Source organism: Pseudomonas sp. MNR3A, from assembly GCF_009650575.1.
Taxonomy (GTDB): domain Bacteria; phylum Pseudomonadota; class Gammaproteobacteria; order Pseudomonadales; family Pseudomonadaceae; genus Aquipseudomonas; species Aquipseudomonas machongensis.
Genome location: NZ_VZZS01000013.1, coordinates 32,694 through 57,818 on the forward strand (window position 1 = coordinate 32,694; position 25,125 = coordinate 57,818).

21 protein-coding genes are annotated in these 25,125 nt (G+C 64.5%); 12 read left to right on the forward strand and 9 right to left on the reverse strand.

Annotated features, from left to right (window positions below):
* Positions 1-33 precede the first annotated feature (33 nt).
* From tssC to F6X62_RS10590, 5 genes are all read right to left on the reverse strand, one after another.
* Complete coding sequence (gene tssC / locus F6X62_RS10570; RefSeq protein ID WP_063545520.1) at positions 34-1,530, reverse strand: type VI secretion system contractile sheath large subunit; 1,497 nt, start codon at positions 1,528-1,530, stop codon at positions 34-36.
* A gap of 91 nt (positions 1,531-1,621) precedes the next feature.
* Positions 1,622-2,131 (reverse strand): type VI secretion system contractile sheath small subunit, encoded by a 510-nt coding sequence (gene tssB / locus F6X62_RS10575; RefSeq protein ID WP_054895420.1) that lies wholly within the window; start codon positions 2,129-2,131, stop codon positions 1,622-1,624.
* A gap of 37 nt (positions 2,132-2,168) precedes the next feature.
* Complete coding sequence (gene tssA, locus F6X62_RS10580) at positions 2,169-3,185, reverse strand: type VI secretion system protein TssA (protein WP_153773457.1); 1,017 nt, start codon at positions 3,183-3,185, stop codon at positions 2,169-2,171.
* Between the two features lie 246 nt (positions 3,186-3,431).
* A complete protein-coding gene (locus F6X62_RS10585; protein WP_153773458.1) occupies positions 3,432-4,469 on the reverse strand; it encodes a catalase family peroxidase in 1,038 nt (345 codons plus the stop codon).
* Positions 4,470-4,509: 40 nt separating this feature from the next.
* Positions 4,510-5,460 (reverse strand): anti-sigma factor, encoded by a 951-nt coding sequence (locus F6X62_RS10590; protein ID WP_082420931.1) that lies wholly within the window; start codon positions 5,458-5,460, stop codon positions 4,510-4,512.
* 339 nt (positions 5,461-5,799) lie between these two features.
* Between F6X62_RS10590 and F6X62_RS10595 the strand changes: the two genes are divergently transcribed.
* Together F6X62_RS10595 and sodC are read left to right on the forward strand one after the other, a co-directional pair.
* Positions 5,800-6,345, forward strand: coding sequence for an RNA polymerase sigma factor (locus F6X62_RS10595; protein ID WP_178117544.1), 546 nt, complete (start codon positions 5,800-5,802; stop codon positions 6,343-6,345).
* Between the two features lie 344 nt (positions 6,346-6,689).
* Positions 6,690-7,208, forward strand: a complete 519-nt coding sequence (sodC, locus tag F6X62_RS10600; RefSeq protein WP_153773459.1) for a superoxide dismutase family protein — start codon at positions 6,690-6,692, stop codon at positions 7,206-7,208.
* 131 nt (positions 7,209-7,339) lie between these two features.
* Here sodC and F6X62_RS10605 read toward each other — a convergent pair whose 3' ends face one another.
* Positions 7,340-8,623 carry a Zn-dependent hydrolase gene (locus F6X62_RS10605; RefSeq protein WP_153773460.1) on the reverse strand — a complete coding sequence of 428 codons (1,284 nt, stop codon included), beginning with the start codon at positions 8,621-8,623 and terminating at the stop codon, positions 7,340-7,342.
* Between the two features lie 59 nt (positions 8,624-8,682).
* The gene (locus tag F6X62_RS10610; protein ID WP_153773461.1) at positions 8,683-10,173 is read right to left on the reverse strand and encodes an NCS1 family nucleobase:cation symporter-1; all 1,491 of its coding nucleotides are present in this window, start codon (positions 10,171-10,173) and stop codon (positions 8,683-8,685) included.
* Positions 10,174-10,791: 618 nt separating this feature from the next.
* Between F6X62_RS10610 and hydA the strand changes: the two genes are divergently transcribed.
* The 3 genes from hydA to preA all read left to right on the forward strand — a co-directional run bounded on the left by hydA (position 10,792) and on the right by preA (position 15,005).
* Complete coding sequence (gene hydA, locus F6X62_RS10615) at positions 10,792-12,231, forward strand: dihydropyrimidinase (RefSeq protein WP_153773462.1); 1,440 nt, start codon at positions 10,792-10,794, stop codon at positions 12,229-12,231.
* A gap of 131 nt (positions 12,232-12,362) precedes the next feature.
* Positions 12,363-13,730 (forward strand): NAD(P)-dependent oxidoreductase, encoded by a 1,368-nt coding sequence (locus tag F6X62_RS10620; protein ID WP_153773463.1) that lies wholly within the window; start codon positions 12,363-12,365, stop codon positions 13,728-13,730.
* Positions 13,731-15,005 carry an NAD-dependent dihydropyrimidine dehydrogenase subunit PreA gene (gene preA, locus F6X62_RS10625; protein WP_054895335.1) on the forward strand — a complete coding sequence of 425 codons (1,275 nt, stop codon included), beginning with the start codon at positions 13,731-13,733 and terminating at the stop codon, positions 15,003-15,005.
* 87 nt (positions 15,006-15,092) lie between these two features.
* Here preA and F6X62_RS10630 read toward each other — a convergent pair whose 3' ends face one another.
* Positions 15,093-15,713 carry a TetR/AcrR family transcriptional regulator gene (locus tag F6X62_RS10630; protein WP_054895334.1) on the reverse strand — a complete coding sequence of 207 codons (621 nt, stop codon included), beginning with the start codon at positions 15,711-15,713 and terminating at the stop codon, positions 15,093-15,095.
* Between the two features lie 122 nt (positions 15,714-15,835).
* Here F6X62_RS10630 and F6X62_RS10635 point away from each other — a divergent pair, with 122 nt between their 5' ends.
* The gene (locus F6X62_RS10635; RefSeq protein WP_153773464.1) at positions 15,836-17,884 is read left to right on the forward strand and encodes a TonB-dependent receptor domain-containing protein; all 2,049 of its coding nucleotides are present in this window, start codon (positions 15,836-15,838) and stop codon (positions 17,882-17,884) included.
* Positions 17,885-17,958: 74 nt separating this feature from the next.
* Here F6X62_RS10635 and F6X62_RS10640 read toward each other — a convergent pair whose 3' ends face one another.
* Positions 17,959-19,023, reverse strand: coding sequence for an AI-2E family transporter (locus F6X62_RS10640; RefSeq protein ID WP_065861779.1), 1,065 nt, complete (start codon positions 19,021-19,023; stop codon positions 17,959-17,961).
* 132 nt (positions 19,024-19,155) lie between these two features.
* On the opposite strand from F6X62_RS10640, the gene yegQ reads away from it, so the two are divergent.
* From yegQ to F6X62_RS10670, 6 genes are all read left to right on the forward strand, one after another.
* Entirely contained in the window at positions 19,156-20,490 is a 1,335-nt protein-coding gene (gene yegQ, locus F6X62_RS10645) for a tRNA 5-hydroxyuridine modification protein YegQ (RefSeq protein ID WP_153773465.1), read from the forward strand.
* A 148-nt stretch (positions 20,491-20,638) separates the two neighbouring features.
* On the forward strand, positions 20,639-22,366 hold the full coding sequence (locus tag F6X62_RS10650) for a copper resistance system multicopper oxidase (RefSeq protein WP_153773466.1): 1,728 nt from the start codon (positions 20,639-20,641) through the stop codon (positions 22,364-22,366).
* A complete protein-coding gene (locus tag F6X62_RS10655) occupies positions 22,359-23,165 on the forward strand; it encodes a copper resistance protein B (protein WP_153773467.1) in 807 nt (268 codons plus the stop codon). The genes F6X62_RS10650 and F6X62_RS10655 overlap by 8 nt, the downstream gene beginning before the upstream one ends.
* 12 nt (positions 23,166-23,177) lie before the next feature.
* On the forward strand, positions 23,178-23,606 hold the full coding sequence (locus tag F6X62_RS10660) for a DUF411 domain-containing protein (protein WP_153773468.1): 429 nt from the start codon (positions 23,178-23,180) through the stop codon (positions 23,604-23,606).
* A complete protein-coding gene (locus tag F6X62_RS10665; RefSeq protein WP_153773469.1) occupies positions 23,606-24,043 on the forward strand; it encodes a YqaA family protein in 438 nt (145 codons plus the stop codon). The genes F6X62_RS10660 and F6X62_RS10665 overlap by 1 nt, the downstream gene beginning before the upstream one ends.
* A gap of 75 nt (positions 24,044-24,118) precedes the next feature.
* Positions 24,119-25,117 (forward strand): alpha/beta fold hydrolase, encoded by a 999-nt coding sequence (locus F6X62_RS10670; protein WP_153773470.1) that lies wholly within the window; start codon positions 24,119-24,121, stop codon positions 25,115-25,117.
* Positions 25,118-25,125: the final 8 nt, after the last annotated feature.

A 25,125-nucleotide genomic window follows, 5' to 3' on the forward strand; every position in this document is an offset into this window, starting at 1 on the left:
TGGGTCAGTGAGGGTGCTGGGGAACGCGCGCCGTCAGGTCTTGGCCGACGGCAGCTTGGAAACCAGGCGCAGCGACACGGTCAGCCCTTCGAGCTGGTAGTGCGGGCGCAGGTAGAACTTGGAGTGGTAGTAGCCGGGGTTGCCCTCGACCTCCTCGACCACCACCTCGGCGCCGGCCAGCGGTTTGCGCGCCTTGTCCGATTCGGTGGCGGTGGCCGGGTTGTGCTCGACGTAGCGGCCGATCCAGTTGTTCAGCCACACCTGCATGTCGGCGCGTTCCTTGAACGAGCCGATCTTGTCGCGCACGATGCACTTCAAGTAGTGGGCGAAGCGGCAGGTGGCGAACAGGTACGGCAGGCGCGCGGCCAGGTTGGCGTTGGCGGTGGCGTCGGGGTCGTCGTACTCGGCGGGCTTGTGCATCGACTGCGCGCCGATGAAGGCCGCCAGGTTGCTGTTCTTCTTGTGCACCAGGGGCATGAAGCCGTTCTTGGCCAGTTCTGCTTCACGACGGTCGCTGATGGCGATTTCGGTCGGGCAGGTCATGTCCACGCCGCCATCGTCGGTCGGGAAGGTGTGCACCGGCAGCCCTTCGACCGCGCCACCGGACTCGATGCCGCGGATCTGCGAACACCAGCCGTAGTGCTTGAACGAGCGGTTGATGTTCACCGCCATGGCGTAGGCGGCGTTGGCCCAGGTGAAGTCCTTGCTGCCGACGCCGTCGGTGGTTTCCTCGAAGTCGAAGTCTTCCACCGGGTTGGTCTTGGCGCCGTAGGGCGCGCGGGCGAGGAAGCGCGGCATGGCCAGGCCCACGTAGCGCGAGTCTTCCGAGGCGCGGAAGCTGCGCCAGGCGGCGTGCTCGGGGGTCTGGAAGATCTTGGTCAGGTCGCGCGGGTTGGCCAGCTCCTGCCAGGATTCCATCAGCATCACGCTGGGGTCGGCGGCGGTGATCAGCGGGCAGTGGGCGGCGGCGCTGACCTTGGCCATCTGGCTCAGCAGCTCGACGTCCGGGGCGCTGTTGTTGAAGTAGTAGTCGGCGACGAACGCGCCGTATGGCTCGCCGCCGAACTGGCCGTATTCCTCTTCGTAGAGCTTCTTGAAGATCGGGCTCTGGTCCCAGGCCACGCCCTTGAACTTGCGCAGGGTGCGATGCACTTCGGCCTTGGAGATGTTCATCACGCGGATCTTCAGCGACTCGTCCGACTCGGTGTTGTTCACCAGGTAGTGCAGGCCGCGCCAGGCGCTTTCCACGCCCTGGAATTCCTCGTGATGGAGGATGTGGTTGATCTGCTCGGAGAGCTTGCGGTCGAGCTCGGCGATCATGCCTTCGACGGTGCCAAGCACGTCGCCGGTGATCAGCCGGGTGCCTTGCAGGGCCTGCTCGGCCAGGGTGCGCACGGCGTTCTCGACGGCGTCGCGGGCCTTGTCGGTCTTGGGCTTGAACTCTTTTTGCAAGAGGCTGGCGAAGTCATCGAGGTCGACTTCGCGGGCCGCTGCGGGGGCCGTTGCCTCATGGGCTTGTGGGGTGGACATTGCAGCATCCCTCGTTTTTTGGGCAAAAGGGTCTACCTGCCGGTGCCGCGAAGGCCCAGCCGGGTGTCAGGGTTCGATCAGGGGGTTGGGGTCAGTCGCTGCTGTCGGCAGTCGGCTTCGGGGCACTGCCCAGGGCCTGCAACAGCGCAGGGTCGGCGAGCACGCGGGCGAGCAGTTCCTCGGCGCCGACCTTGCCGTCCATGTAGGTCAGCAGGTTGGACAGCTGGTTGCGTGCGGTGAGCAGTGCATCCAGGGACGGCACCTTGCGCGCCACGGCGCCGGGGCTGAAGTCGTCCATGTTCTCGAAGGTGATCTCCACCGGCAGGTTGCCCTCGCCGGTAAGAGTGTTGGGCACCTGGAAGGCCACGCGCGGTTTCATCGACTTGAGGCGCTCGTCGAAGTTGTCGACGTCGACCTCCAGGAACTTGCGCTCGGCCACCGGCGGCAGCGGCTCGGCAGGCTTGCCGGAAAGGTCGGAGAACACGCCCATGACGAAGGGCAATTGCACGGTCTTCTCGGCGCCGTAGATCTCCACGTCGTATTCGATCTGCACCCGTGGGGCGCGGTTGCGGGCGATGAACTTCTGGCTGTTTTCTGCCACGGGACTGCTCCTGTGCTGGGTTAACGGGGTGTGTCGATCAGTCGTCGCTGCGCGGGTCGCCGCGCACGCCACTGACCATGGCCATCTGCGCCAGGCCATCGGGGGCCAGGTCTTGCAGCAATTCGATGAAGTTCAGATCCAGCAGTTTGCGGGCACGCTGCAACAGCAGCGGCACCGGGCTGCCGGGTTCGTGTACGGCGAAGTAGGCGCACAGTCGATCCAGGGTCTGGCGCACGTCCTCGCGGCTGGCGATCTCGCCACGCGGGCTGGCACCGGTGGTGCGGGCCTGTGGTGTGACGGCCTGCGGTGTGTCGACGGGCGTGGCGGGCAGTCGCTGGCGCAGTACCTCGGCAGCGCGGCGCAGCGCCGTGGACAACGCGCTGAGGTCGATGGCGCTGGTGAAACCGACGTGCTCGGTCAGCAGCGACTCGATGCGTTGGCTGCTGTGGCAGGCATGCTCCAGGGTGGCCAGGGTGTCGGCAAGGTGCTCGGGGGCGGCTTGCTGGAAGACCGCCTCGATCATGGCCAGGGACGGGCTTTGCGAATCGGACGTGGCACTGGCTTCACCGTTGGCCAGGTCGATGTCGCGCAGGCTGACGCTACCCAGCGGCGCGGCATCGACCAGCGGCGTGGTGCGCAGGTCGTGCAACAGGCCGGCGGTTTCACAGAGGCTGGCCAAGGTGTTCACGCGCAGTTGCGGGTCGTGGTCGTCTTCCGGGTCCAGTTGCGGGTGCAGGTGGGCCCACTGGTCGGCAAGCAGGGTTTCGATCAGTGCCAGGCCTGCGGCCAGACCAGGGAAGCCGTTGAGGTTGAGCTCGGCGCGGGTCAGGTGCGCGGCCAGGCGCAGGTCTCGGCTGCGCTGGGCCAGGGCCAGGGCCAGGTGGTGCACGCGTTTCCAGTCGGCGGCGGTGGCTTGGGTCAGGGTGCTGCCATATTCGACTTCCGGCTTGCCCTGGACCTCTTCCTCGAGGGCCAGGTAGTCGGCATCGTATTCCAGGCTTTCGCCACAGGGGGCGTCGGCGGTCAGCGGTTCGGCCAAATGGTTAAGGTACATCGAAGGACCCCATCGGAATGCGTGTTCTGAGGGGATAACAGGTGGGGGGTGGGGATTATTCCGGGGGGTGGGAAATTATTTTTTTGGGGCTGTGATGGCCCTATCGCGGGACAAGTCGGGGCGCCGAACCGCCGCTCCTACAGATACCCCACCGCTCCCAGATCAAGCGGTGAACCTGTGGGAGCGGCGGTTCGGCGCCCCGACTTGTCCCGCAATAGGGCCACCACAGGCACCGCAACTGGCGAGCTACTGCCCTGCGATCTCCCGCATCCGGCGCCGATGCGATTCGGCATAGGCCGCCCCGCGTGCCTGCAACAGCGGGTCGTCCGAGGGGGTGATGCCAGGTGGCAATATCAATGGGTTGAAATCGATGTCGCGGCACGGGCCGTCCATCTGCGGCTGCTGGGCGTCGATCACCAGCACCCCGGCATCGATCTCCTGGTGACCTGGTTGAGTCCACAACTGCGTGGCATCGTTGACCGGGTCGCCCGGCAACGCCGGGGTGAGGATCAGGTGCCAGCGCAGCGGCCTCTCGGCCAGGCGCGAGGCCAGGCCATAGGACAACATGTCGGGGTCGTTCTGCGCGATCTGCTCATCGCTGAGCGGCGCATAGGGCGTTTCTGGCTGCAGACGCCAGCGCACCAGGTGCTCTTGCCCGTCTGCGGCATTGAAGCGAAAGGCGTTGACGCTGAAGTACGCCGCGTTGTCGAACCCCGTCGATGGCCGGTGCGCAGCCATCCAGTCCTCGAAGGCCTGGCTCTCGGGATGGTCGCGACGAAAATGCCGAATGCGCGCCTCACGACCGTCGGTCGGCACCGAGGCCTGCAATTGCTCCAGCAACGCCTCGGGGGTGCGCACGAAGAACACTGGGCTTGAATTGAGTGCCATGCGCCAGGTTTCCCCACCGTTGCTGATGTCCAGCGCCAGGCTGCGCATGCCCCCTTGGGTATCGTTGACCGACGGGTTGCCACCGACCACCGAGAAGCGCCCTGTCACGGGGTAACTGCCAGTGCGCAACAACCCGGTGTTTGCCAGTGCGACACCCTGGCCGTTGCTGTCGAAGCGACCGCTGACGCACAGGCCCTTGGCGTGATTGCGGCGAAAGCCCGGCTGCGGGCCGGATACGGCTTCGAACGCATCGACCATGTGGGCAGCGCCGGCAGGAGAGGATAACGATGAGGGGGCTGCCCAGCCATTGCGCTCGACGAGCAGTGCACAGCCAAGGCCGGCGGACAGTGTCAGGAACAGGGCAAGGAGGACGTGGCGGGGGTGCTGAGCAGGCATTCAGGCGATCCAAGAATCCGGTCGCCCGTCACCAGGGTCCTTATTGGCGGATATCGGCGAACCACAACGGCGATGGCAGGCTGGCATTGGCCGTATACAACTGGCCCGAACTGCGGTCCGCGACCACGCGCGCCACGGCATCGAGGTCGACGCCGTCCGGGGCGCCGATCAGCGCGTAGCCTAGCTGAGACTGACGCCAGACCACAACATCCATGCCAGCGACGTTCAACTGTGCGATGGACTGGTCGGGCTTGGGCTCCTTCATCACGCACAGGGCTACCGGATCGCCCTGCTGCGGCAGGTACACCAGCTGGATCAGCGCCTTGTTGTTGAAGCGCAGGCGCTGCACGCGCTTGAAGGTCAGGCCAGCGGCACTGAGGTCTGGCACACGTAACTCGAGGCCGTCGATCTGGCGGATGTCGGCAAGGGTCTTGCGCACATCGTCGGTGTCAGGTGTGACGTAGTTCACCGTGTCGCGGGTGTACAGTTGCTGGTAGCTGGCAGCCTGCATCACCCAGGGCGAGGCCTGGACCTGGGCGACGCTGGGCGCCTGCAGCGCGCGGTCGGTGTTCAGCGCACCACCGATGAAACCCGCCTGCAGCACCAGGCCGTAGCACACCGCACCGGTGGCGAAGGCCACGGCCAGCCAACCGAACCTGGGGCGACCGAACAGACGGGTGAGCAGGCTTTCAGGCTCGGCTGCCGGACGCGAGGGCGCCGCGCTGGCCGGGGCGGCGTGCCGGGCGATCAACGCATCGACGTTGTGCACCAGGCTGTCAGGGACCGGGGGCAGTGCCTGGCGGGCGAAGGCCTCGGCGTATGGCAGGGCAGACGACATCAACAGCGCGACACGCTCGGCCACTTCGGGCGAAGCGTTCATGAGCTGCTCGATTTCCTCGCACTGTTGCGGCGACAATTCGCCGTCAACATAGGCCATCAGCAGGGCATCATCCGCGACGGTGGTGGTCAATTCCCGGTCTCCGTTATTCATGGTACTTCGCACTTCTGTTACGGCATCGTTGCGGCCTTGTGGGCCGACCTGCGAGCGAAGGGGTAGTCAGCTCGCCATCATATTAATATCACTGAAACAGCCGCAAGCAGCTTTACCTAGCGCTGACAAGTCGGCAAATGCGACACAGCCAGCATTATAAATCGATTTTGAAACGCACTCGGATAGGTTTTTAGCGTAGGTGGTGGCACAATCCGCGCAGTGTATCGGCTCAGCGACAATGAAGTCCAAGACATGCGAGGGAATCCGCCGGCCGGAGCGTACGGCGGCCGCATGAGAAGCAACTGACTTCCAGTCCACCCAGTACAAGAACGAGGAACTATGTCGATCACCGGTGCCGACCTCCCTGCACTGCTTCCTGGCATGTTGCCGCGCCTGTGGGCCTTTGCCCTGCGCCTCTCGGGCGACCGGCACGACGCTGAAGACCTGGTCCAGCTCGCCTGCGTGCGCGCCCTCGAACGTACCCACCAACTGCGGCCGGACACTGCCCCGCTGAGCTGGATGTTCGCCATCGTGCATACCACCTGGATCAACGAGGTGCGCTCGCGCAACGTGCGCAGCCGCTCGCGCTCGGAGTGGAACGACAGCGTCATCGAGTCGGTGACCGACCCTGCCGCGCCCACCCCGGAAACCGATCTGATGCACCAGCAGATCCTCACGGCAGTGAACAGCCTGCCCGAGGGCCAGCGCGAAGTGATGCTGCTGGTGGCGGTGGAGCGCTTCAGCTACAAGGAAGCCGCCGACATCCTGGAGGTGCCTATCGGCACGGTCATGAGTCGGCTGTCCCGCGCCAGGCAAACGATTGGCACGCTGCTCAATGCCCCCCCCAAGCCCTCGGCGCCTGGCCGCGACCTGCTGCGCACCTGAACCTTCGTACGCATTGCCAGGCACTTGCATACGCCCTCCTGGGAAACTGCTCGGCAACTTTCGGCCTGTTGATTTTTCATACAGTGCGCCGAAGCCATTATTTTTACAAGTGAAGGGAACTCATCTTGTTATTTATCGTCCTTGTTTCATGAGCTCATACTTTCAGGCAATAAAAACGCCCATAACACTTATCTCACGCCGTTTATTCCATAGCTTTTTCTGTTTTTTTTAATTACCAATTTTAGTTGGACTCTCGCGCTCAGCCCTTTCTATTCTTGCCCCGCCGGAACAACTTTCAGGTTCCCGCCACCCCGCTTTCCTGTCATTGAATTGAAGAGGCAAACATGAAACGACACCTCTGGCTCGCCCTGCTGGGCACCCTGTCCCTCGGCGCCCACGCCGCTACCCTTGATGTACCGGTCAACCTGGTCAGCGCCGATGGCAAAGCACAGCCCATCGGTCAGGTCAGCATCAGCGAGTCGGCCTACGGGCTGATCTTCACCCCCAAGCTGAACAGCCTGCCCGCAGGCGTGCATGGTTTCCACGTGCATGAGAACGGCAGCTGTGCGCCAGGCATGAAAGATGGCAAGGCAGTGGCGGCGCTGGCCGCGGGCGGGCACTTCGACCCGGCCAAGACCGGCAAGCACCTGGGCCCCTATGGCAATGGCCATCTGGGTGACCTGCCGGCGCTCTATGTGAACGCCGACGGCACCTCCACCTATCCGGTCCTGGCGCCGCGCCTGAAGACGATTTCCGAAATCAAGGGCCACGCCTTGATGATCCATGCCGGTGGCGACAACCACGCCGACATGCCCATGCCACTGGGCGGTGGCGGCGACCGCGTGGCCTGCGGCGTGATCTGAACCAGGCAGGCCGGGCGTCAGTAATCGCCGCGCTTGTGCAACGCCCAGCGCCCGGCCAGCACGGTCACGTCGGCAAGGGGGCATGTCCAGTGCCTGACACCGGCTGAGCCGATGCCAGGCACCGCTCGCAGTCAGGCCGCCAATCGCCCTTGGGCAATCGCCTCCGACGCTGCCAGCATCGCTCGCAGCAACACTGCACAACCCGCCGCCAGATCCTCGGGCGTGGCGTTCTCGATCTCGTTGTGGCTGATGCCGTTCTCGCACGGCACGAAAATCATGCCTGCCGGGCCCAGCTCGGCCAGGAAGATCGCATCGTGCCCTGCCCCGCTGACGATATCCATGTGCGCCAAGCCAAGGCTCTTGGCCGACTCACGCACGGCATCGACACAGTTGCGGTCGAAATACAGCGCCGGGAAATCCGCCGTTGGCGTCAGCTCGAAACTCAGCCCGTGTTTGGCACACGTGCTGTCGATCACTTCACGCACCTCGGCGATCATCGAATCGAGCCGATCTCCCTCAAGGTGACGGAAGTCCAGGGTCATGCGTACCTCACCCGGAATCACGTTGCGCGACCCCGGATACGCCTGCAGGCAACCGACCGTGCCACAGGCATGTGGCTGATGCCCCAGTGCGGTGCGGTTGACGGCCTCGACCACGGCCGCGGCGCCGACCAGGGCATCCTTGCGCAGGTGCATCGGCGTCGGTCCGGCGTGCGCCTCGACGCCGCGCAGGCTCAGGTCGAACCACTTCTGGCCGAGGGCGCCGAGCACCACGCCGATGGTCTTGCCTTGATCCTCCAGAATCGGCCCCTGCTCGATATGCGCCTCGAAATACGCCCCGACCGGATGCCCCAGCACGACCCTCGGGCCGGCATAACCGATGGCCTGCAGCGCCTCACCGACGCTGGTCCCCTGGGCGTCGCGCTTGGCCAGCGTCTCTTCGAGGGTGAACTTGCCGGCGAACACCCCCGATCCCATCATGCACGGCGGGAAACGCGAGCCTTCCTCATTGGTCCACACCACCACCTCAAGCGGCGCTTCGGTTTCCACGCCGAGGTCATTCAGGGTACGGATCACCTCCAGGCCGGCCATCACCCCGAAGCAGCCATCGAACTTGCCGCCAGTGGGCTGCGTGTCGATGTGGCTGCCGGTCATCACCGGTGGCAGCTTGGGGTTGCGTCCGGGACGCCGGGCGAACATGTTGCCGATCGCATCGACGCTGACACTGCAACCTGCGGCCTCGCACCACTGCCGGAACAGGTCGCGGGCCTGGCGGTCCAGGTCAGTCAGCGCCAATCGGCAGACCCCGCCCTTGGGCGTGGCGCCCAGGCGCGCGAGGTCCATCAGCGATTGCCACAGGCGCGCGCTGTCGACATGGCGGTCGGTGGAGTGCAGCACTTCCTTGATCGGTTTCATCGGGACTCTCCTCAGGCGATTTCTTGTTCTGGTGATTCGGCTGTAGCGGCCAGCCAGATTCAGGGTGATGGTTTGACCAGGCGCGCCGTTCCACGCACCGCGACTCGGCCCAGGACGTAGTACAGCCCCGCCCCCAGCAGCGAACCGGTAAACCAGCCATAGTCGTAGAACCAACTGAAGCTGCTGTTGCCGATCGACATCACGGTCAGCGCCACCGGCACCGCGAACGCCAGGAACCCGACCCAGTTCCAGGCCGGGTACACGTCATCGCGGTACAACCCGGCAAGGTCCAGTTGCTGGCGGCGGATCAGGAAGTAGTCCACCACCATGATCCCGGCAATCGGCCCGAGCAGGCTCGAATAACCCAGTAGCCAGTTGGAATACACGCTCTCAAGGCTCAGGTCGGAAACGATCCAGCCAAGCTTTTTCAGCAATTCGTGCCCCATCAGCGCCAGGCCGATGAACCCGGTCAACCACACCGCGCGGCTGCGCCCGATCAGGCGTGGGGCGATGTTCTGGAAGTCATTGGTCGGTGAGACGATGTTCGCCGCCGTGTTGGTCGACAGCGTGGCGATGATGATCAGCGCCATGGCCAGCGCCACCCAGCCGGGGCTCTGGATACGTCCGATCAGGCTCACCGGGTCCGAGACCGTTTCGCCCACCAGCGATGCCGAGGCGGCGGTCATGATCACGCCCAGGGCAGCGAACAGGAACATGGTCAGCGGCAGGCCAAAGATCTGGCCGAGGATCTGGTCCTTCTGGCTTTTGGCGTAGCGGCTGAAGTCGGGAATATTCAACGACAGCGTGGCCCAGAACCCGACCATTGCCGTCAGCCCCGCGCAGAAATAGCCGACCACGCTGGCCCCCTCCGGGCGCTTGGGCGGCTGGGCCAGCAGTTCGCTCATCGACATGTGCGGCAGCGCCCAGAAGAGCAGGCCTACGCCCACCGCCACCAGCAGCGGTGCCGACAGGGTCTCCAGCCATTTGATCGACTCCGAGCCGCGCAGCACCACCCACAGGTTGAGCAGCCAGAACAGCATGAAGCCGATCACCTCGCCGGTTCCGCCCAGGCTCTTCCAGCCGTCGAACAGCGACCCCAGGAACAGGTGGATGGCAAGGCCGCCGAACATCGTCTGGATACCGAACCAGCCGCAAGCCACCACCGCGCGGATCAGGCACGGCACGTTGGAGCCGAGAATGCCGAACGAGGCGCGCAGCAGCACCGGAAAGGGAATGCCGTACTTGGTGCCGGGGAAGGCGTTGAGGGTCAGCGGTATCAGCACGATGAGGTTGGCCAGCAAGATCGCCAGCAGCGCCTCGCCGACGCTCAGCCCAAAGTAGGCGGTCAGGACCCCGCCGAGGGTGTAGGTAGGGACGCAGATGGACATGCCGACCCACAAGGCGGTGATGTGCCATTTGTTCCAGGTACGCTGGTGCACCCTGGTCGGTGCGATGTCGTGGTTGTAGCGAGGGCTGTCGAGGACATCAGTGCCTTCGGACAGCTCGTACAGCCCGTGCTGCTCGATCACTTGCGATCTGCTCTGTTGCATGGGGCCTTCTCCAGATTGTTCTAGTTATTCGCTCATCGGCTGAATCGATGGCCGGAGTTACACACCTCACCAGTACTGCACCTCCGGTCCGGCCTGGCGGTTGTGGCCGCACTCAAATTGCGTGCCGGATTGGCCCGGGCCAACCCTGCCGGCCACCGCCGACTGGAGGTAATTCACTGATTTGCAAGGCATTGATTAGCGCCAGGGAAAAGTACGGTCATGCCCTGCCCTGCCGTCTTGCTGGTGGCGGCCCGCCCTGGCCTGCGCACTCGGTTTCAATCTGGTGCAGCCTGGTTTTTGCGTGGCGTGGTTCGCGCCGGCACGCCAGGTTTCAAACGGCTGATTTCGCATGGAAAATCTTGACCAAATCTGCTTCTTGTCAAGTGCGTCAAAATGGTGAGCAGCCTGTCCATTTTGGTGATTTATAAAGAAAACACTTATATTTCAGTAAGTTATAAAAGTAATAAGCTCATAAAATTTTTTCTTGATCAATCCTTGATCAGCATCTAGATTCCAATCTTGTCAGCGCTGACAGGATTGCAACGCAGCCTCCAGCCGCTGGCTCAAAACAATTTCAAGAACCGGCAAAACGACCGGTCAGCCTGCGAGGAAGACGGTATGCCCCTGTTGATCCGTGGCGCCACCGTGGTCACCCACGAAGAAAGCTATCCCGCCGATGTCCTGTGTGCCGATGGCCTGATCCGCGCCATTGGCAAAGACCTCGAAGTGCCCAGCGGTTGCCAGGTCCTGGACGGCAGCGGCCAGTACCTGATGCCAGGGGGCATCGACCCGCACACCCACATGCAGTTGCCATTCATGGGCACTGTGGCCAGCGAGGACTTCTTCAGCGGCACCGCCGCAGGCCTGGCCGGCGGCACCACCTCCATCATCGACTTCGTCATCCCCAATCCGCAGCAGTCCCTGCTGGAGGCCTTCCACACCTGGCGCGGCTGGGCGCAGAAGTCGGCCAGTGACTATGGTTTTCACGTCGCAATCACCTGGTGGAGCGAGCAGGTCGCCCAGGAGATGGGCGAGCTCGTCGCCCATCACGGTGTGAACAGCTTCAAGCACTTCATGGCCTACAAGAACGCGATCATGGCCGCCGACGACACCCTGGTCGCCAGCTTCGAGCGCTGTCTGCAGCTGGGCGCGGTGCCCACCGTGCATGCGGAGAACGGCGAGCTGGTGTACCACCTGCAGAAGAAACTGCTGGCCCAGGGCATCACCGGCCCCGAGGCCCATCCGCTGTCGCGTCCGGCGCAGGTCGAGGGCGAGGCGGCCAGCCGCGCCATCCGTATAGCCGAAACGCTGGGCACCCCGCTGTACCTGGTGCACATCTCCAGCAAGGAAGCACTGGATGAGATCACCTACGCCCGGGCCAAGGGCCAGCCGGTGTATGGCGAGGTACTGCCGGGGCACCTGCTGATCGACGACAGCGTCTATTGCAACCCCGACTGGTCCACCGCCGCCGGCTATGTGATGAGCCCGCCATTCCGTCCCCGCGAACACCAGGAAGCCCTGTGGCGCGGCTTGCAATCGGGCAGCCTGCACACCACCGCCACCGACCATTGCTGCTTCTGCGCCGAGCAGAAAGCCATGGGCCGTGATGATTTCAGCCGCATCCCCAACGGCACCGCCGGCATCGAGGACCGCATGGCGGTGCTGTGGGACGCCGGCGTGAACAGCGGGCGCTTGTCGATGTATGAGTTCGTGGCGCTGACCTCGACCAACACGGCCAAGATCTTCAACCTGTTCCCGCGCAAGGGGGCGATCCGTGTGGGAGCCGACGCCGACCTGGTGCTCTGGGATCCGCAGGGCACACGCACGATTTCTGCCAGCACCCATCACCAGAAGGTCGACTTCAACATCTTCGAAGGTCGCACGGTGCGCGGCATTCCCAGCCACACCATCAGCCAGGGGCGAGTGCTCTGGGCCGATGGCGACCTGCGCGCCGAGCCGGGCGCGGGACGCTATGTGGAAAGGCCCGCCTACCCCTCGGTGTACGAGGTCCTCGGGCGACGGGCCGAGCAGCAGCGGCCGATACCGGTCAGCCGCTGAGCAGCCCATAACAGCCGGGGGCCGCAGCGCCTCCGGCGATAACAATCCAGAGACACCTGTTGACTGCCATCCCGAAACGGACGGGCGAGGAACCGCCGCCTGCCCCCATAAAAAAGAGAGAGGCTACAACCGTGATCGACACCCTGAACCACTTGCCGCGCCCGAGGGCCAGCGCCGAGCAGCTCGCCGACGCCTTCACCGACCTCGCCCCTCCCCTGACCGCACGCCAGGCCGCCGTGGAAAGCGCGCGCTGCCTGTACTGCTACGACGCCCCCTGTGTGAATGCATGCCCGAGCGAAATCGACATCCCTTCGTTCATCCACCGCATCAGTGATGAAAACCTGCAGGGCGCCGCCGAGCGGATCCTGTCGGCGAACATCCTCGGTGGTAGCTGTGCCCGCGTATGCCCGACCGAAATCCTCTGCCAGCAAGCCTGCGTACGCAACAACGCCCAGGAGTGCGCGCCGGTGCTGATCGGCCAGTTGCAACGCTATGCCCTGGACAACGCCGGTTTCAGCGAACACCCCTTCAAGCGCTCGCCCAGCACCGGCAAGCGCATCGCAGTGGTCGGTGCCGGCCCCGCCGGGCTGTCCTGTGCACATCGCCTGGCCTTGCATGGTCATGACGTGGTGGTCTTCGAGGCGCAGGAAAAGGCTGGCGGCCTCAACGAATACGGCATCGCCCGCTACAAGCTGGTCGACGACTACGCCCAGCGTGAAGTGGAGTTCCTGCTCGGCATCGGCGGCATCGAGCTCCGCCATGGCCAACGCCTGGGTGACAACCTCACCCTCGGCGAGCTGCGTGACCAGTACGACGCGGTATTCCTGGGCCTTGGCCTGAATGCCGTGCGCCAGCTCGGCCTGCCGGGCGAAGAGGCCCCTGGCGTGCTGGCCGCCACCGACTACATCCGTGAACTGCGCCAGGCCGACGACCTCAGCCAACTGCCGCTGGCCGACCGCTGCCTGGTGATCGGCGCGGGCAATACCGCCATCGACATGGCGGTGCAGATGAGCCGCCTGGGTGCGCGCGAGGTCAACCTCGTCTACCGCCGCGGCGCCGCCGACATGGGCGCCACCGGCCACGAGCAGGACATCGCCAAGGCCAACCAGGTGCGCCTGCATACCTGGGCGCGGCCCGATGCGGTGCTGCTGGATGAGCAGGGCCGGGTGAAGGGGATGCGCTTCGTCCGCACCGAACAGGTCGAAGGAAAACTGGCCGATACCGGCGAAACCTTCGAGCTGCCCGCCGACGCGATCTTCAAGGCCATCGGTCAGTGCTTCGACGAAGCAGGGCTCAAGGACCCGGTGGCGGCGCAACTGGCGCGCGATGGCGAACGCATCCGCGTCGACGAGCAGATGCGCACCAGCTTGCCTGGCGTCTACGCCGGTGGCGACTGCACCGCCCTGGGCCAGGACCTCACCGTCCAGGCCGTGCAACATGGCAAGCTGGCCGCCGAAGCCATCCATGCCCAACTCATGCTCAATGTGGAGGCAGCGTAAATGGCCGATCTGTCCATCGAATTCGCCGGTATCAAGGCACCCAACCCTTTCTGGCTGGCGTCCGCGCCACCGACCGACAAAGCCTACAACGTGGTTCGCGCCTTCGAGGCGGGCTGGGGTGGCGTGGTCTGGAAAACCCTCGGCGAGGACCCGGCGGCGGTCAACGTGTCGTCGCGCTATTCGGCGCACTTCGGCGCCAACCGCCAGGTGCAGGGCATCAACAACATCGAGCTGATCACCGACCGCTCGCTGGAGATCAACCTGCGTGAAATCACCCAGGTGAAGAAGGATTGGCCCGACCGGGCGCTGGTGGTGTCGTTGATGGTGCCGTGCGTCGAGGAGTCGTGGAAGTTCATCCTGCCGCTGGTCGAAGCCACCGGCGCCGATGGCATCGAGCTGAACTTCGGCTGCCCCCACGGCATGCCCGAGCGCGGCATGGGCGCGGCGGTCGGCCAGGTGCCGGAATACGTGGAAATGGTCACCCGCTGGTGCAAGACGTATTGCTCACTGCCGGTGATCGTCAAGCTCACGCCCAACATCACCGACATCCGCCAATCGGCCCGCGCCGCACATCGAGGCGGCGCCGATGCCGTGTCGCTGATCAACACCATCAACTCGATCACCAGTGTCGACCTGGACCGCATGGTCGCCCACCCCATCGTCGGTGACCAGAGCACCCACGGCGGTTACTGCGGCTCGGCGGTCAAACCGATCGCGCTGAACATGGTCGCCGAGATTGCGCGCGATCCTGAAACCCGTGGCCTGCCGATCTGTGGTATCGGTGGTATCGGCAACTGGCGCGATGCCGCGGAATTCATCGCACTGGGCAGCGGTGCGGTGCAGGTGTGCACGGCGGCGATGTTGCACGGTTTTCGCATCGTCGAAGACATGAAAGATGGCCTGGCGCGCTGGATGGACCAGCACGGACACCGCACCCTGGAAGCCTTCCGCGGCCAGGCCGTACCGCACACCACCGACTGGAAGTACCTGGACATCAACTACAAGTCGGTGGCGCATATCGACCAGGATGCCTGCATCGGCTGCGGACGCTGCCACATCGCCTGCGAAGACACCTCGCACCAGGCCATCGCCAACACCCTGCAGGCCGATGGGACGCACGTCTACAGCGTGATCGAGGCCGAATGCGTGGGTTGCAACCTGTGCCAGATCACCTGCCCGGTTGAAAACTGCATCGACATGGTGGCGCAAGAGACCGGCAAGCCGTACCTGAACTGGACCCAGGATCCGCGCAACCCCTATCGTGAAGCGAGCTGACCCGTAGGAGCGGGCTTGCCCGCGAACGGGGCGCCGAACCGCCGCTTACACGATCGCCCGCCGGGGTTGTCATGCACCCCGGCAGGCTCAAGGCTCCAGCCCGATGCCCCGCAGAATCACGCTGGTCACCGTCTGCACCGCCCGCTCGAACGCCATGTCCGACAGCGGCTGCCCATCATTGAGCAAAGCCACCTGATAACCGAAATCGGCGTAATGCTGGGTCGAAGCCCAGATCATGTAGAGCAGCGCCGACGGCTCGACCGGGAGGATACGCCCCTCCTCCACCCACCGCCGGATCTTGGCTTCCTTCAACTGCGCCCAAGGCACCAGCGAATCGTCCAGGCTGCCTCCCAGCAGCGGCGCGCCATGGAGGATTTCCTCGGCCCAGACCTTCGAGCCCAGCGGCCGCGAGCGCGAGTGCCCCATCTTGGCGCGGATATAGCTGGTCAGCACGACGCGCGGGTCGTCGAAGCGTTCGAAACAGAGGGCATCCTGCTTCCAGACGTCCAGCAGATCCTGCAGTACCGCTCGATAGAGTTCGTCCTTGGTACTGAAGTAGTAATGCAGGTTGGAACGCGGCAACTGCGCACGCTCGGCGATGTCGCCCATGGAGGTGACGCCGTAGCCCTGTTCGGCGAACACCTGCTCGGCTGCCTGGAGGATCTTCTCGATATTGCGACGGCGGATCTCGATCTTGTGGTTGGCCATAGGGCGTCCGAAGCGGCTGGAACCTGTCAAGGCTAACACGCAGGCGCCAGCACTGCGCTCTACTGTGCTTCCTCTGACAGTTGTAGCGTCACAACTGCGCACCCGATCTGGAACCCCTGCCCATGCGTCCAACCCTTCCACTTTCGTTACTGGCCCTGTTGGTCAGCACCGCCACCCATGCCGCCGAGCGCATCGAGCTCGAACAGGTGCTGATCCAGGACCGCCAGCAATCCGAGCAGGAGGCCGCCGCCGAACGATTGCGCGAGATCCCCGGCGCCAGCAACCTGGTGGATATGGAAACCGTCGGCCAGGGACGCGTGGCCAGCAACCAGGATGTCCTGGCCTACCAGCCAGGCGTGTTCGCCCAGTCGGCGGGCAACGACGGGATCAAGCTGTCGATCCGGGGCTCGGGTATCAACCGCGCGCCTGGCGCCCATGGCTCGGGGGTCTACACGATGTTCGACGGCTTGCCGCTGACCGGCCCCGGCGGAACGCCCTACGAGCTGTTCGAACCCTTGTGGCTGAGCCGCGCCGAGGTGCTGCGCGGTGCCAACGGCTTCGACCAGGGCGCCCTGGCTCTGGGCGGTGCGATCAACTACGTGACCCACACCGGCCATGACGCCGCCCCCCTGCAACTGCGCTATGAGGTCGGCAGCCACGGCTACCAGCGCCGGCACATCAGCTCTGGCCAGGTGCTGGGCAACCTCGACTACTACGTGGCGCTGACCGACGCCGAGTACGACGGCTACCAGCGACACAGCAGCGGCAGTGCCAAGGGCATCGCCGCCAATGTCGGCTATCGCTTCAACCCGAATCTGGAAACACGCTTCTACCTGCGCTACCGGGAAACCGAGAACGATCTGGCCGGGCGCCTGACCAAGGAGCAGATCAAGCACCACCCGCGCGCCGCCAACCCAGCCTACCTCGCCCGCGATGACAGCCGTCCCCAGCCCGGCAGCACCTGGGTGGGCAACAAGACCACCTTCTTCCTCGACGACGACTCACGCCTGGAGGCCGGGCTGGTCTACCACGACTACCCGATGGACCTGCGCGAAGGCCCGATGCGCCTGAAGGTGGCCTACACCGATGTCAGCGGCACGCTCAACTACCTGCGTCGCGACACCTTGTTCGGCCACGAGAGCAAGACCACCGTTGGCTGGCGCACCACCAAGCACCTGCCCAACAGCGGCGCCTCGCAGTTCGCCCGCAATGGCGATGTGTTCGGCCCGCGCAGCCGCGACTTCAGCTACCAGGGCTCGGACACCGTGCTGCACCTGGGCAACGATCTGGAGCTGGTCCCCAACCTGTGGCTGACCACGGGCCTTGCCATGATCTACACCCGCCGCGAAAGTGCTGTCACCTTCCCCGCCAACGGCGGCAAGGTCAGCCAGCACGACTGGGACTACGCACCACGCCTGGGCCTGCGCTACGACATCGATCCGCAGACCCAGGTCTACGGCAACCTCAGTCGCTCCGTCGAACCACCGCACCCCTGGTCGTTGATCTGGAGTTCGACCGTTGCAACGCAACCGATCGAGATGCAGAACCAGACGGCCACCATCCTGGAGCTGGGGGCCCGCGGCGACTCGGTGCTGGGGCGCTGGGACCTGGCCTGGTACTACTCGCAGGTGCGTCACGAGCTGCTGGCAGTGGAAATCGTGCCGGGCCAGCCGTTCAAGGAGTTCAACGCCAGCGCCACCGTGCATCAGGGCATCGAAGCCGGCCTGGACAGCACGCTGTGGGAGCAGCCGGGCAGTGGCAAGCTGTCGCTGCGCCAGGCCTATACCTTCAGCGACTTCCATTACCGCGACGATGACCGCTTCGGCGACAACCGCTTGCCGGGCATCCCCATGCATTACTACCAGGCCGAGCTACGTTACGACTGGCCGAGCGGTTTTTACGCCGGGGTGAACACGCAACTGGCCTCCAAGGTGCAGGTGGACTACGCCAACAGCTATCACGCCGATGCCTACGCCCTGCTGGGCGCGCGTCTGGGCTGGGATTCGCCCAAGCGCGACTGGCAGACCTGGCTCGACCTGCGCAACCTGACCAACAAGCGCTACGCCGCGACGGTGACACCAGGGTACGACGACGCCGGGCTGGATGCTGCGCGCTCGACGCCGGGAGAAGGGTTCGGAATGTATGCGGGGGTTTCGTACAGCTTCCGCTAGCGATTAGCCGGGGCAATTGAACATGCACCCCGCAGGAGCAGCATTACGCTGCTCCTGCCCTTGGGTAGATCGAGTCAGGACGGCAACTGCACCTGTGGCGTGGTCTCGGTGAAGATCGTCCAGCTGGAAATGAACAACGCGGCGATCAGCGGCCCGATCACGAAGCCGTTGAGGCCGAACACCGCCAGCCCGCCCAGGGTCGACACCAGGATCAGGTAGTCGGGCATGCGCGTATCCTTGCCCACCAGGATCGGGCGCAGCAGGTTGTCCACCAGCCCGATCACCAGCACGCCGAACGCCGTCAGCACGATGCCCTGCCACATCGCGCCGGTCAGCAGGAAATACACCGCAACCGGCCCCCAGACGATCCCGGCCCCCACCGCAGGCAACAGCGACAAGAACGCCATCAGCACCGCCCACACCAGCGCACTGGGAATATCCAGCACCCAGAAGATCAAGCCGCCCAGCGCCCCCTGGGTGATCGCCACCAACAGGTTGCCCTTCACCGTGGCCCGCACCACACGGTTGAACTTCAGCTGCAAGCGGCGCTTCTGCTGCTCGGGCAGCGGCACGGCCTGACGGACCTTGCGCGCCAGCTCCGGCCCTTCACGCAGGAAGAAGTACAGCAGGTAGAGCATGATGCCGAAGCTCACCAGGAAGTCGAAGGTGCCCTGGCCAAAACTGAAGGCCTGGCTGGCAAGGAACTGGCTACCCTGGGTCGCCCACTTGGTGATCTTGTCGCGCAAGCCGTCGAGGTTGCCCATGCCCATGCGGTCCAGGCCGTTCTGGGCAAAGTGCGGCAGCATGTCCTTGCCGCGCTCGATGTAGCCGGCGATATCCAGTTGGCCGCTCTCGATACGCTGGTACAGCGTGGCGCCCTCCTGAACCAGCAGGGCGCTGATGACGATCACCGGCAGGACCGCAATCAACAGGCAGACCGCCAGGGTCGCCCCGGCCGCCAGGTTGCGCCGACGGTTGAAGCGCAGCAGCAGGTTGCGCTGCAGCGGTGCGAACAGGATGCCCAGGATCACGGCCCAGAAGATCGCGCCGTAGTACGGCAGCAGTATCCAGAAGAATGCGATGGTGACCAGCGCCAGCAATACGGCCAGGGCTCTGTTCTGTAGAGCAGTTTGATTCATGGGCTTTCCTCGATTGTCCTGGACCTTAGTGCACAGCGTAGAGGCAAAAGTGCCATCAGCAGCGCTTGATCCAGGTCAATACCGCGTTCCGGGCCCGGTCGTAGCATCCGCACCTTTTGCCCCGGTGCCCCCATGAACCCTCTTGCCAAGCCCGAACTGCTGGCCCCCGCCGGCTCGTTGAAGACCCTGCGCTACGCCTTCGCCTATGGCGCCGATGCGGTCTACGCCGGCCAGCCGCGCTACAGCTTGCGGGTGCGCAACAACGAATTCGACCACGCCAACCTGGCCGTGGGCATCCAGGAAGCGCACGCCCTGGGCAAGCGCTTCTACGTGGTGGTCAACATCGCGCCGCACAACGCCAAGCTCAAGACCTTCCTCAAGGACCTGGCGCCCGTGATCGAGATGGCACCCGATGCGTTGATCATGTCCGACCCCGGGCTGATCATGCTGGTGCGCCAGCATTTCCCACAGATGCCCGTGCACCTGTCGGTGCAGGCCAACACAGTGAACTGGGCCAGCGTGCAGTTCTGGCAACAGCTGGGCCTGAGCCGGGTGATTCTGTCGCGCGAGCTGTCGCTGGAAGAGATTGGGGAAATCCGCCAGCAAGTACCTGACATGGAACTGGAGGTCTTCGTCCATGGCGCACTGTGCATGGCCTATTCCGGGCGCTGCCTGTTGTCGGGCTACCTGAACAAGCGCGACGCCAACCAGGGCAGCTGCACCAATGCCTGTCGCTGGAAGTACCAAGCGACCCCGGCAGGGGAAAACGCCACCGGCGACATCGTGCGTGAGTGCGAACCGACCTTGGGCATTGGCGCGCCCACCGAACAGGTGTTCCTGTTGCAGGAGGGCAACCGCCCTGGCGAAGAGATGCCGGCGTTCGAAGACGAACACGGCACCTACATCATGAACGCCAAGGATCTGCGCGCGGTACAGCACGTCGAGCGCCTGACCCGGATGGGCGTGCACTCGCTGAAGATCGAAGGACGGACCAAGTCGCACTTCTACTGCGCCCGTGCCGTGCAGTCCTACCGCCAGGCGATCGACGACGCCGTCGCCGGTCGGCCCTTCGATCGCAGCCTGATGGACAACCTCGAGTCCCTGGCCCAGCGCGGCTACACCGAAGGCTTCCTGCGCCGCCATGTGCACGACGAGTACCAGAACTACCAGCGCGGCAACTCGATCTCGGAGCGCCAACAGTTCGTTGGCGAACTGACGGGGCTGCGTATCGACGGGCTGGCCGAGGTGAAGGTGAAGAACCGCTTCGCACTGGGCGACACCCTCGAACTGATGACCCCTCGCGGCAACTACCACTTCGAGCTCGACCGGTTGGGTGATCGCCAAGGCCAGGCCATCGAGGTGGCTCCAGGCGACGGGCACCTGGTGTACCTGCCGATTCCGGAGCAGGTATCGCTCGAATTCGGGCTACTGATGCGCGACCTGCCTGTGCAGGAGGCCCTGGGCTGACAACGCTGTAATGACAGCCTCAGCTGACTGACAGGAACGGTGGTGGATCATCGGGCTATTCCAAGGCCGTTCGCAGGCAAGCCCAGGGCTACGAAAGGCGCGCCCGATCGCGACAAGGCCTCTACCCAAGCCCTGCCTGAGGCCCTTTATGCCCCACAGCCCCTCCCGTCGCACCTTCGTCAAAGGCCTCGGCGCCGCCACCGCAGTGGCCGGCCTGGGCCTCTGGCGCCCACTGGCCAGCGCCGTCGAAGGCCATCGCCCAGGCCAACCGCTGCAGGGTCAGGACTTCGAACTGGACGTTGGCCAGACTGCCGTCAACATCACCGGCCGCCCCCGCACTGCCCTCACCGTCAACGGCAGTTTGCCCGGCCCGCTGCTGCGCTGGCGCGAAGGTGACAGCGTGACCCTGCGCGTGCGCAACCGCCTGGCCGAACCCACCTCGATCCACTGGCACGGCATCATCCTGCCCGCCAACATGGACGGTGTTCCGGGCCTGAGCTTCGCCGGCATCGAACCTGGCGGCGACTACCTCTACCGCTTCACTCTGCGCCAGAGTGGCACCTACTGGTACCACAGCCATTCCGGGCTGCAAGAGCAGGCGGGGGTCTATGGGGCAATCGTCATCGAACCGCGCGAGGCCGAGCCACACGCCTACCAGCGCGACCATGTGCTGCTGTTCAGCGACTGGAGCGATCAGGCCCCCGAAGCACTGTTGGCAACGCTCAAGAAGCAGTCCGACGCCTTCAACTACCACAAGCTCACCGTGGGTGACTTCATCGAGGATGTCGCTCGCGACGGCTGGCGCAAGACCGTCGACGAGCGCCTGATGTGGGCCAGCATGCGCATGAGCCCCACCGACCTTGCCGACATCAGCGCGGCCACCTACAGCTACCTGCTCAACGGCCAGCCGCCGGACGGCAACTTCACCTGCCTGTTCCGCCGCGGCGAGACGGTACGCCTGCGCCTGATCAACGCCTCGGCCATGACCTACTTCGACTTCCGCATCCCCGGCCTGAAACTCACGGTGATCGCCGCAGACGGCCTACCCGTGGTGCCGGTGACGGTCGACGAACTGCGCATCGCCGTGGCCGAAACCTTCGACGTACTGGTCGAGCCGGGCGATGCGCCAGCCTACACGCTGTTCGCCCAGAGCATGGACCGCACCGGCTTTGCCCGTGGCACCCTGGCACATGCTCACGGCCAGCAGGCGCCCGTCCCCGCAACGGACCCACGCCCCCGCCTGACCTTGAACGACATGGGGCATGGCGGCATGGGCGGCACCGCAATGGCAGACATGCCTGGCATGGACCACGCCAGCATGGCCGGCATGGATCACGCGGCAATGGCCGCCATGCAGCCACACCCGGCCAGCGAGACTGACAACCCGCTGGTCGACATGCAGACCATGGCGCCCCGCCCAAACCTGGGCGACCCCGGTATCGGCCTGCGCGACAACGGCCGCCGGGTGCTGACCTACGCCGACCTGCGCAGCCGTTTCGAAGACCCCGACGGCCGCCCGCCTTCACGCGATATCGAACTGCACCTGACCGGCCACATGGAGCGCTTTGCCTGGTCATTCGACGGCGTGAAGTTCAGCGACGCCCAGCCGCTGCGACTTACCTATGGCGAGCGGGTGCGCATCACCCTGGTCAACGACACCATGATGGCCCATCCCATTCACCTGCATGGCATGTGGAGCGACCTGGAGGATGAACAGGGCAACTTCATGGTGCGCAAGCACACCCTCGATATCCCGCCCGGCACTCGCCGCAGCTACCGGGTCAGTGCCGACGCCCTGGGCCGCTGGGCCTACCACTGCCACCTGCTCTACCACATGGAGACCGGCATGTTCCGCGAGGTACGGGTCGATGAATGAGCTCAACAGCCGCTGGATCCTGACCAGCATCACACTGCTGGTGCTACTGGCCAGCGAAGAGGCGCGCGCGCAGCAGAACCCGACCCAGCCCAGCACGGCGTTGCCGGTCATCACCGATGCCGACCGCCGCGCAGCCTTTCCCCCTTTGCCGGGCCACCAGGTACATGACGATGCGCTGAACGGCGCGGTGATCGTCGATCAACTCGAATACCAGCACTTCGACAACAGCGGGCTGCTGAACTGGAATGCCACCGCCTGGATCGGCGGCGACATCGATCGCCTGTGGCTGCGCAGCGAAGGCGAACGTGAACAGGGCATCACTCACAAGGCCGAACTGCAGGCGCTATGGGGCCATGCCATCAGCCCCTGGTGGGAGCTGGTCGCTGGTATACGCCAGGACTTCAAACCTGCCAGCGGCCAGGCCTGGGCAGCGTTCGGCATCCAAGGTACGCCGCTGTATGGGCTGGAGTTCGAAGCCACCGCCTATGCCGGCGAGCGACAGCAGACCGCGCTGCGCCTGGAGGCCAGTTACGCTATGCTGCTGACCAATCGCTGGATCCTCGAACCGAACATCGAAGCCAACTTCTTCGGCCGTAACGACGCCGGGCGCGAACAAGGTTCGGGGCTGGCCGAAAGCGAGGTAGGCCTGCGCCTGCGCTATGAAATCACCCGCAGCTTCGCGCCCTATGTCGGCGTCAGTTTCAACCGCGTGCACGGTACACGCGCCGACCAGGCCCGTGAAGACGGCGACGACCCCGCGCAGACCCGTCTGGTCGCAGGTGTGCGCCTGCGTTTTTGAAGGAGTTAGACCATGCTACACAAACACCTGATGGCCTTTGGACTGCTGGCCATCAGTGGCCTGGCCCAAGCCGCCGACGTCATCGATGTCTACCGCGACCCCAACTGCGGCTGCTGCAAACAGTGGATCAGCCATCTGCGCGACAACGGTTTCACGGTCAACGACCATGTCGAGCCGAACATGAGCGCGGTCAAGCAGCACCTGGGCGTCGCACCACGCCTGGCGTCTTGCCATACCGGCGTGATCGACGGCAAGTTCGTCGAAGGGCATGTGCCCGCCGAACAGGTGCGCCTGCTGGCCAAACGCAGCGATCTCAAGGGGCTGGCCGTGCCGGGTATGCCCATGGGCTCACCTGGCATGGAAATGGGTGACCACAAGGATGCCTATCAGGTCATCGGCCTGACTCAGGACGGCCAGGACACTGTGGTCGCCGAATACTGATGCTCAGTCTCTGGGCGCTGTTTCTCAGCGCCTTTGGCGCGGCCACCCTGCTGCCGCTGCAGTCCGAGGCGGTGCTGGTCGGCTTGCTCCTGCGCACCCCCGACGCCTGGCTCACGCTGTTGCTGGTAGCGATCCTGGGCAACGTGCTCGGCTCGCTGGTCAACTGGCTGCTGGGCCGAGCGATCGAGCGCTTTCGCGAAAAACGCTGGTTTCCGTTCAGCGCCAGCCAGCTACAAAGTGCGCAACGACGCTACCAACGCTGGGGGCAGTGGTCGCTGCTGCTGAGCTGGATGCCCGTGATCGGCGATCCACTGACCCTGATCGCAGGCATCATGCGCGAACCATTCTGGCGCTTCCTGCTATTGGTCACCCTGGCCAAGGCCGGGCGTTACCTGGTGGTCGCGATGATCACCCTGGGCTGGTTTCACAACGGGTAACACCTTTCACGGTTCCGAAGGTCAACTGACTGCTACAGTCGCCTTTTCCTACTTGAACCTACACGGAGTACCCCGATGCTGCGCGCAACCGCCCTGGCCCTGGCCTGCCTCGTCGGCAGCTCGGCCATCGCCGCCGAGTCGCCCACCTACGGCAAACAGCTAGAAGGTTTCACCTACCCTCACCCGCTCAAGCACTTCGCTCTCACCTCCCAGGGCCAAGCCCTGCAGATGGGCTACATGGATGTCCCTGCGCAGGGCAAGGCCAATGGCCGCAGCGTGGTGCTGATGCATGGCAAGAACTTCTGCGCCGCCACCTGGGAAGCCACCATCGATGCCCTGAGCAAGGCCGGCTATCGGGTCATCGCCCCGGACCAGATCGGCTTCTGCACCTCGAGCAAGCCGGAGCACTACCAGTACAGCTTCCAGCAACTGGCCGACAACACCCATGCACTGCTTCAACAGCTTGGCATCGACAAGGTCACTGTGCTGGGCCACTCCACCGGTGGCATGCTCGCCACCCGCTATGCGCTGATGTACCCACAGCAGGTGGAGCGCCTGGCCATGGTCAATCCGATCGGCCTGGAAGACTGGAAAGCCCTGGGCGTGCCGTATCGCAGTGTCGATCAATGGTATCAGCGTGAACTCAAGCTCGATGCCGAAGGCGTGCGCAACTACGAGCGCAACACCTACTACGCCGGGCGCTGGAAACCGGAATACGAGCGATGGGTACAGATGCTGGTGGGCTTGAACAAAGGGCCAGGGCACGAGGCAGTGGCATGGAACTCGGCGCTGATCTACGACATGATCTTCACCCAGCCTGTGTTCTACGAGTTCAAGGACTTGAAGATGCCGACGCTGTTGCTGATCGGCGACAAGGATACTACCGCCATCGGCAGCGACATCGCCCCGCCAGAGGTCAAGGCCCGCCTGGGCAAATACGCAGAGCTCGGACCGCAGGTGGCCAAGCTGATTCCCCAGGGGCAACTGGTCACCTTCGCGGGCATGGGACATGCCCCACAGATCGAGGAACCTGAAGCGTTCCACAAAGCCTTGATCAACTGGTTGCAGCAGTAGCTCTCGCC